General features: G+C 60.1%; 5 protein-coding genes. All 5 read left to right on the forward strand.

Annotated features, from left to right (window positions below; genetic code table 11):
• Positions 1-2,192: 2,192 nt before the first annotated feature.
• The 5 genes from VPH43_RS24555 to VPH43_RS24670 all read left to right on the forward strand — a co-directional run bounded on the left by VPH43_RS24555 (position 2,193) and on the right by VPH43_RS24670 (position 6,613).
• On the forward strand, positions 2,193-2,531 hold the full coding sequence (locus VPH43_RS24555) for a hypothetical protein (protein ID WP_328580416.1): 339 nt from the start codon (positions 2,193-2,195) through the stop codon (positions 2,529-2,531).
• Positions 2,532-3,984: 1,453 nt separating this feature from the next.
• Positions 3,985-4,380 carry a hypothetical protein gene (locus VPH43_RS24560; protein ID WP_328580417.1) on the forward strand — a complete coding sequence of 132 codons (396 nt, stop codon included), beginning with the start codon at positions 3,985-3,987 and terminating at the stop codon, positions 4,378-4,380.
• Positions 4,381-4,592: 212 nt separating this feature from the next.
• Positions 4,593-4,961 carry a hypothetical protein gene (locus tag VPH43_RS24565; protein WP_328580418.1) on the forward strand — a complete coding sequence of 123 codons (369 nt, stop codon included), beginning with the start codon at positions 4,593-4,595 and terminating at the stop codon, positions 4,959-4,961.
• Positions 4,962-5,490: 529 nt separating this feature from the next.
• On the forward strand, positions 5,491-5,877 hold the full coding sequence (locus VPH43_RS24570; protein ID WP_328580419.1) for a hypothetical protein: 387 nt from the start codon (positions 5,491-5,493) through the stop codon (positions 5,875-5,877).
• Positions 5,878-6,025: 148 nt separating this feature from the next.
• On the forward strand, positions 6,026-6,613 hold the full coding sequence (locus tag VPH43_RS24670; protein WP_442909339.1) for a HEAT repeat domain-containing protein: 588 nt from the start codon (positions 6,026-6,028) through the stop codon (positions 6,611-6,613).
• Positions 6,614-8,408 lie beyond the last annotated feature (1,795 nt).

Raw genomic sequence — 8,408 nt, forward strand, 5'->3', positions numbered from 1 at the left:
GTTCCTGCTCAGTCGGGCCCACTTCTGCCCGCTGGTGCGCCAAGGCTTCGTTGCAGGCTTTGGCCTAACCAGTCCATCGAGCGGACAGCCTTCGGCTGCCGCTCATGTCCGACGTTAGGCGCCAGGCCGCATGAAATCCCAACGCACGATCTCAGCGTTTGTCCACCGCTCTGGCAACAGGTCAGTAGCGCTTGATCAACGCTCTGGCAGCGGGGCAGTGAGGCGCGTCCAATTGAGCGTTTGTCATACGGGCCTTTTCTGTCTGGCCAGGCTGCGGTGGTCCGCGCTTGGCAGCCATACGCGAGAACAATGTGCACTGCGAGGCGCGGCCTGGCGGTTCATCACGATTCAGCCGCTCTCGCATGTTGTCTTCTTTGCCGGGCAAGGGTGCTGAGCTATGCGGTTGACGGTCCTGTTCTCTGAGCGCCGCACTTGCCCTCCAGTGGGCCAAGGCTCCGTTTTGTGCTTTGGCCTAACCAGTCCATCGAGCGGACAGCCTTCGGCTGCCGCTCATGTCGAACGTTAGGTGCCTCAATCTTCGGAGCGCGCGGTGCTTGAGGACCTGATCCCGCTAATCGAGCAAACACAAGCTGACGGTGCCATCGTCCTATTGAAGTGGGACGGGGAGCGGACTAGCAACCGTTGTACCGTTGTGATTACTCGTCAGAGCACCGACTACGTTTGGCGAAAGGACTGCGAAGACATAGTGGCAACGCTTGCTGAAGCCATAGCGGAGTACAAGGCGAAACATGCGCATTGAGTCAGGCGTTGTGTCGCATGCAAGGCGGTTTCCGGGTGCCAGCGCTTGCGTATCTCTGGCTTGCGGGGCTCGCTTGTTGGCCTCGGGGTCGCGGCACCTAACCCCTCCATCGAGCGGACAGCCTTCGGCTGCCGCTCATGTCGAACGTTAGGTGCCATGCGACCTCGCCTTGTCCTCCTTCCGTTGTGGCTTACCGCATGTTTGTGGGTTCTCTACTTTGGTCTCACAAGTCCATCGCCAGCGGATGTCAAGGACGTTCATGTGGGCCTGAACTTTTGGATGACTCTGCTAACCTTCCCGTTCGGCCTGCTAGTGTTCGTTGGATCAGATGTCGCAACGTTGCCGTTTGGGGCCTACTTTGGCGTTGCATGGGATCACCATCCGACGTTCTACCTGTTCATGTGGGGCGTCTACTTGCTCGTCGGTCTAATCCAGTGGCTAGTTGTCGTTCCCTCGCTTGCCAAGAAGTGGAGCCTCAAGCGAAGGGTTGGCACCTAACCCCTCCATCGAGCGGACAGCCCCAAGCGTCCTTCGGCCGCTTGCGTCTGCCGCTCATGTCGAACGTTAGCCGCCTTTCTACCTCCAGCGATGCGCTTCTTCGTCCTCAGATCCGATATCAGTGCGAAGCCGGAAAAGGTCTGGCTCGAACAGGTGGTCGCAAAGGGGTTTCATCCCCAGTCGGAAGAAGCGGCTTGGCCTCGCTCTGCGGTGCGGGAGTCTTCGTCAATCCTGTACCGCAGGCGCATTCATGAGCGCATCGTCGCCTTGATGCCCGCAGGGGTCACTATCCAAGATCGAGTTCAGTACGAGGCTCGGTTTCGCCTACTGTCGCCTTGGCTAAAGGCGGCAGGGATCATGGCGCTTCGGAAGGAGCATGAGGCACTGCGGGAGAGGTATGGGTGTTTGAGCAGATGAGCCAGGCGGCTAACCCCTCCATCGAGCGGACAGCTGTCGGCAAGCCGCCAGCTGCCGCTCATGTCGAACGTTAGGCGCCCGGTCGCATGAATACCCCGCGCACGATCACAGCGCTTGTTCGCCGCTCTGGCAGAAGGGCAGCAGCGCCTGTTCAATGCTCTGGTAGCCTGATGGTGAGGTGCGTTGAACCGAACGCATGTAATGCGCCGCCTTCTTTGTTGGGCAAGGCCGCTGTGCTCCTCGCTTGGCAGCCGCATGCGAGAGCGATGTGCACCGCGAGGCGCTCTTCATGGTCGGCCACGAGCCAAGCGCTCTCTCGTATGCTGCCTTGTTTGTCTGGTCCGGCTGCTGAGCTATGCGTTTGACGTTCCTGTTCGGTTTCGCAAGCGTGTGCCCTCTGGTGCGCCAAAGCTCCGTTGCACGCCTCGGCCTAACCAGTCCATCGAGCGGACAGCCTTCGGCTGCCGCTCATGTTCGACGTTAGGTCCTTTGCGCGTAGTCTCGCGGTTGGAACGGCATGGAAGACTTTGAACTCCCAATCCAGAACCTCGACGCCATCGACATCGTTGCCAAGCAACATGACGGCACCATTGACCTTGTTGTCGTGTGTAGCGGGCCTCTCGATGGATCGATAGAAACACTCTCTCGTCTGGAGCGCAAGGTTCGCGGCTATCTGGCCGAGATTCAGAACCCGAGCTTTCGCGAGGAGTTCGGACTAGTTCCTCCGCGCGAAGCGAGGGTTATCGTGGCCTGCGAGCACGCAGTTTCTGCGTTGGCTTTGGGAATGATCGAGTCCCTGGCAAGAGAAGCAGGCACACAAGGAGTGGAGGTACATCATGTCGTCTCTTTGGCGTAGTCGCTCATACGCGCGCAACCACGGACCTAACCCCTCCATCGAGCGGACATGCCCCGGCAAGCCGGGTCATGCCGCTCATGTCGAACGTTAGCCCCCCATGACAGCCGCAGTCGCCTCAGTTCCAACGTTCCGAAACGCGATGTTTGGCGCGGCAGTGTTCGCCTCGTTAGCACCGCCAGTTGGCGGTCTGGTGTACTGGCTCTGCGTGGTCGTCGCTGGGTCTTACTTTTCGCATGCTGGCAAAGCGTGGGGTGCGCTTCTCCCTATATTGATGCTGTCGTACGTGTATGGTGCCGTCCCGGCCGGTTGCACCGGGTTGCTGGCTGGCGCTCTCAGGCCGCGTCTGCGCTCGTGGGGTGCGCGTGTGGGCATTGGTGCCGTTGGCAGTCTCACCGCTTTTGCCTTCATTGGCCTTGTTGGCGGCAGCAGTGCGCGCGTTGCCAATGTCGCTTTCGCCATGGCGCTCATGCCAGGCTTTGTCTCCGGCTTGGTTGCTGCGGTCGTTTTTTCCGCGCGGGGGCTAACCCCTCCATCGAGCGGACAGCCTTCGGCTGCCGCTCATGTCGAACGTTAGGCGCCCGGCCACATGAATACCCCACGCGCGATCACAGCGCCTGCTCGCCGCTCTGGCAAAAGGGCAGCAGCGCGTGTTCAACGCTCTGGCAGCCTGATGGTGAGGCGCGTGGAACCGAGCGCATGTGATGCGCCGCCTTCTTTGTTGGGCAAGGCCGCTCTGCTCCTCGCTTGGCAGCCGCGTGCGAGAGCAATGTGCACCGCGAGGCGCTCTTCATGGTCGGCCACGAGCCAAGCGCTCTCTCGTATGCTGCCTTGTTTGTCTGGTCCGGCTGCTGAGCTATGCGTTTGACGTTCCTGTTCGGTTTCGCAAGCGTGTGCCCTCTGGTGCGCCGAAGCTCCGTTGCACGCCTCGGCCTAACCAGTCCATCGAGCGGACAGCCTTCGGCTGCCGCTCATGTCCGACGTTAGACGCCTCCAGTTTCGACCACCGCGCTGTGCCGACGCGTTCATTTGATGCTCTGCAGGGCATTGGTCTGCAGCCGCTGCGAATTGCAGTTCGTGTGCTGTCTTCTTCGTTCCTGAGATGGGTGGTTGGGCAAGGGTTCGCGCAGTGGCTGGCGTGGGCCGTCCGTCCGCTGGCGGCCGGCTCACCAGTGGTGCGCGCACCCATCCTCGGTCTGCGTCCCCTCGCAATCTCCATCTCTCGTGGTCGGGCAAGAACCGAGGTGCTCGCTAAATACTGGCTTGCGCGGCAGTTGTCCGAGCGGGCACACTCGCAGCCATGAGCCGCGAAGGTCTCGGTCTGGTGCTTGTCCACGGTGGGCGCGGTTATCGGCCACCGACCGTGGTGTGCAAGGGCTGCGTCTAACCCCTCCATCGAGCGGACAGCCTTCGGCTGCCGCTCATGTCGAACGTTAGGCCTCACAAAGGAAGGTCCGTGCTTCATCCGAATCAGTTCAAAGTCAACGACGCGTGGCTCGCGTTCCAGCTGAACGACGAACCCATCCATACGGAGCGGGACGGAGACTTCAATTTCTTCGCACTCATGGACGCAGCGAGTTGCTTCATCCTCAGTTCCACGCCTGTCGCTGCAACGCAGGGCGAACCTGCGCAGTTGGAAGTGAAACGCCTGTTGAAGGAAGGTCAAGCCCACAAGAAGCAGTGGCCGAAAACGCTGTTCGTTCCTACAGAACAGGTCGCGCGGTTCCTCATTGCGGAAGCGGAGCAACTTGGCATTGGCGTTGTCCGCGTCGCAGAAGTTGAACTCTTGCCGTTCATCGGCGAGGCGCAAGAGGGCTTTAGGGAACGTTTCGGTGGTCAGGGCACGCGGTGAGGCCTAACCCCTCCATCGAGCGGACATGCCCCGGCAAGCCGGGTCATGCCGCTCATGTCGAACGTTAGGCACCCCTTGCGCCGGCCTCATCCGGATTAAGGATGCGCACGTTCCTGCCACCTGACAGGCTGTCGGTGCGTAGCACGGGCAGCGACGGATGCCCGACAAAGGCACAGGCACATAGCCGTCGATGTGTGACCTCGGAGAACAGGATGTCAGACGTCACGGAGATGTACCTGGCAAGATCGCCCGGCACGGTAGTCTTCAACATAGTTCGCAAGAACTCCGGCCGGGCAGACACGTCCGTTCGCTTCGGAGAGAAAACCACTCTTCGTATTAGAAGCGAGACCGGCGCTAAGGGCGGAGGTGGAGCGGGAAGCGGAACTTGGGCAAAGCATGCCCTGTATATCAACGGCAAGGAACTTGCGGGCGCAGCGAACGGGTCCAACTTTAACGATTGGAACGGAATCTGCGAGGCCGTGCACACCTTCGAGGCGGATACGCTCTATTCCATCGTCGCGAATCAAGATAATGGTGGGTGCACTGTCATCAACACCGACTTGAGGGGAACAATCGTCTAGTGGGTGGGTTGCCTAACCCCTCCATCGAGCGGACATGCCCCGGCAAGCCGGGTCATGCCGCTCATGTCGAACGTTAGGCATTCTTCAACGCGTCGAGTCCCCTTTGAGCCGCACGAGCCGTCAAGCCATGTCAAAACTTCGTGCATCCCAACTCCTGCGCGCACTCTCCTACGGCACGCTGCTTCTAACTGCGGGTTGGCTAGTTTTCGACAGTCGCACAACCCCGGGGCAAGCCTGTCAAAGTATGGCCTGTATGGGCATAGGGCTTGGCCGAGCAATGGCGTTCCTAGCCATGCTGTGCGGAGCGTTGCTGCTTGGCACACTGCTAAACAGTGCGTCCTTCGTCCTTGAAGGCTCGCCTCGATCCAGCGCTCGGAAACTAGAGCTTTGGCTAGTCTTTGTCACGCCACTGCTCCTGCTACTCGGCGTCGGAATGTCATTCTTTCTGTAGTCGGTTGTTCACGAAATGCCTAACCCCTCCATCGAGCGGACAGCCTTCGGCTGCCGCTCATGTCGAACGTTAGGCGTCATGCACCGCGCGCACCAACGCGGCACCGTCGTGGCATTCTTTGCAACTGCCACTCTTCTGCTCGCGTGCTCTGACCCGGACGCCCGTGAAACTCCTGGCGAAAAGGCTGAGTGGTCAGTGCTGCAAGGCGTTGAGTACCAACACAGAGCGTCTCCGCTTGGTGAGCCTGTCGTTCTTGGCGTCGGTGAGCGTGAGGTGCTCGGAGTGAGGGGGCTTGACGGTCAAAACATCTGGGTGCTACTCAAGCCGAGTGCACCGCCGTTCTACAAGCAGATGCCGCAAGGTAACTACACCTTGCCCGCCGATCTTGTTGATCAATTGATTCGCCAACGCCGCGTCTCGTACACCGTTGAGCAGGTTCTGGCCTCGCACATCAGCAGAGAATGACGCCTAACCCCTCCATCGAGCGGACATGCCCCGGCAAGCCGGGTCATGCCGCTCATGTCGAACGTTAGGCGCCATGACACTCCCTGAGCACATTCAGCGTCGCGGCGTTCATGCGTTGTCGGCGCAGTGGCCGGATCTTGTAGCCCCCATGCTCGATGCCGTGTCAAGCAATGCAGTGGGTTGCCCCCTCTCTTCCTCTGCGTTGGCGTCCCTTAGAGCGGCGCTGTCCAGCAGTCGCACGCTGCTATATGAGACAGCCAGCTACGTCCTCGCCGATGCCTTGGCGTTTGACCCACAAGCGATAGACCTGCTTGTTGATCTCTCCAAGAGTCAAAAGGCCACGGAGCGATTCAACGCGATCCTCTGCCTGTCAGAGAAAACGCCCCAAGCAACTTCACTTGATGTCATAACCAAGAGTCTCGGAGATCGAAGCTCAAAGGTCCGAATCAAAGCAGCCGACTGGGTACTTCGTCTTGGTTTAACTCCAGCGCTTCCCGCACTTAAGAAGGCACTTTCCACTGAGCAGCACTCCGAGGCGCGAAGAACCATGGAATTTAGTCTCGCCCTAGTGCGCGACGGATACTTAATCAGCCCATGGAGCGACAAGCAAGTTTGGTTCACGCTCGCTTTGTCGCCCGGTTGCACAGTATCCAGCGCAGTTGACGCGGCACTCATAGAGCAGAGCGGCGCAGCGGCAGTCGCAGCTCAGCTAAGGGCGTCACACCGTGGCGCCTAACACCTCCATCGAGCGGACAGTCGCCGGCAAGCCGGCGCCTGCCGCTCATGTCGAACGTTAGATGCCATGTGCGCGAGAGGACGGTGCGGTGGCGAGAGTGTGTTGTCGCGTTGGGCGCGGGGCCAGCGCGCAAAAGCAAAAGGGCGCACCGCGGAAGTGTTGAACGAGCGTTGGTCGTTGCGACATATTGGTTCGGAAGAGGATCGCTACGGCCAGGTCAGCTCGCCGTTGTGTCACCGAGGCTTTAGCGCCAAGGGCAGCCGCGGTATCGTGTTGTCCTCAGTAATTCGAGAGGCTGCTGTGCCATTGTTCACCAAGCATCTAACCCCTCCATCGAGCGGACAGCCTTCGGCTGCCGCTCATGTCGAACGTTAGATGCCAAGTCGTTCGAAGGAGAGCGCTTCCGCCGTAGTGCTTGTTCTGCGTACGCCTACCTCCGAGCAAGAAGCGCTGCGGTGGTTCTCACCCGGTGTCAACGAGCGCTGGTCGTTGCGACATGTGGGCTCGGCGATGAAGCGGTCGGGTGTGCGGCGAGTAGTTCTCGCAGTGAGGCTTTCTGCCAGGCGGTTGTGGCGTATCGTTCGGTCCAATCGTCAACCAGCAGGATTGTTCGTGCCTACGGTCACCACGCATCTAACCCCTCCATCGAGCGGACAGCCTTCGGCTGCCGCTCATGTCCGACGTTAGGCGCCAGGCCGCATGAATACCGAAGGCAGGATCTCAGCGCTTGTTCACCGCTCTGGCAAAAGGGCAGGAGCGCATGTTCAACGCTCTGGCAGCCCGACGGTGAGGCGCGTTGAATCGAGCGCACGGGATGCGCCGCATTCTTTGTCTGGCAGGGCCGCTGTGGTGCGCGCTTGGCGGCCAAACGCGAGAGCAAGGTGCACTGCGCCGCGTTGTTCATGGTTGGCCACGGGCCGAGCGCTCTCTCGTATGCTGCCTTCTTTGTCCTGCCAAGTTGCTGAGCTATGCGTTTGACGGTCCTGTTCTCTCAGCTTGGCAGTTGCCCTCTGGTGGGCCGAGGCTCCGTTTCACGCTTTGGCCTAACCAGTCCATCGAGCGGACAGCCTTCGGCTGCCGCTCATGTCCGACGTTGGGCACCTCGCGGGTGAGGCTCGTTGTCCGCGGAAGTGTCGAACGAGCGCTTGTCGTTGCGACATATCGGTTCGGAAGAGGATCGCTACGGTGAGGCTGGTTCGTCGTTGTGGCACCGAGGCTTTAGCGGCAAGGACAGGCGCGGTATCGTGTGGTCTTCAGCAACCCGAGAGGCTGCTGTGCCCTTGTTCACCAAGCATCTAACCCCTCCATCGAGCGGACAGCCTTCGGCTGCCGCTCATGTCGAACGTTAGGCACCTCTCGCACATGAAAGGCAATGCTCGTCTCGTTGCGGTTCGGCTCGGCAAGGCTATGGCCATTTCTTTGGGTGGGCTTGCATCGCTCGCTTGTGCCGCGTTGGTTGCGGGGTACACGGTGGCGCTCAGTGGCTTGGCCTCGTCGCCGTATCCTGTCTTCCTGTTCGCTTTCTTGGCGGTCTTGGCGGTGTGTGCCTTCGGTTTGAGGCGCGTGGGGTGGGGCACTCGGGTGGTTCTATCGCTCCTTCTCCTCGCATCGGTCGTACTCATGGCCCCAAGGAGTTCATGCGCAAGCGAATCGTCATCCTCGCAAGAGGGTTGCTAGGGAAGGTCTGAACAAGTCCGCGAATCATGCCGCGAGACGTTGTGTCGGTTGAAGGAATCGGGACAATCGGAACGATGAGCCAAATGAGCTTCTCAGATGCGGAATACGCCGGCAAGAG

This window comes from Ideonella sp. BN130291 (assembly GCF_036231905.1).
GTDB lineage: Bacteria > Pseudomonadota > Gammaproteobacteria > Burkholderiales > Burkholderiaceae_C > CAMLIZ01.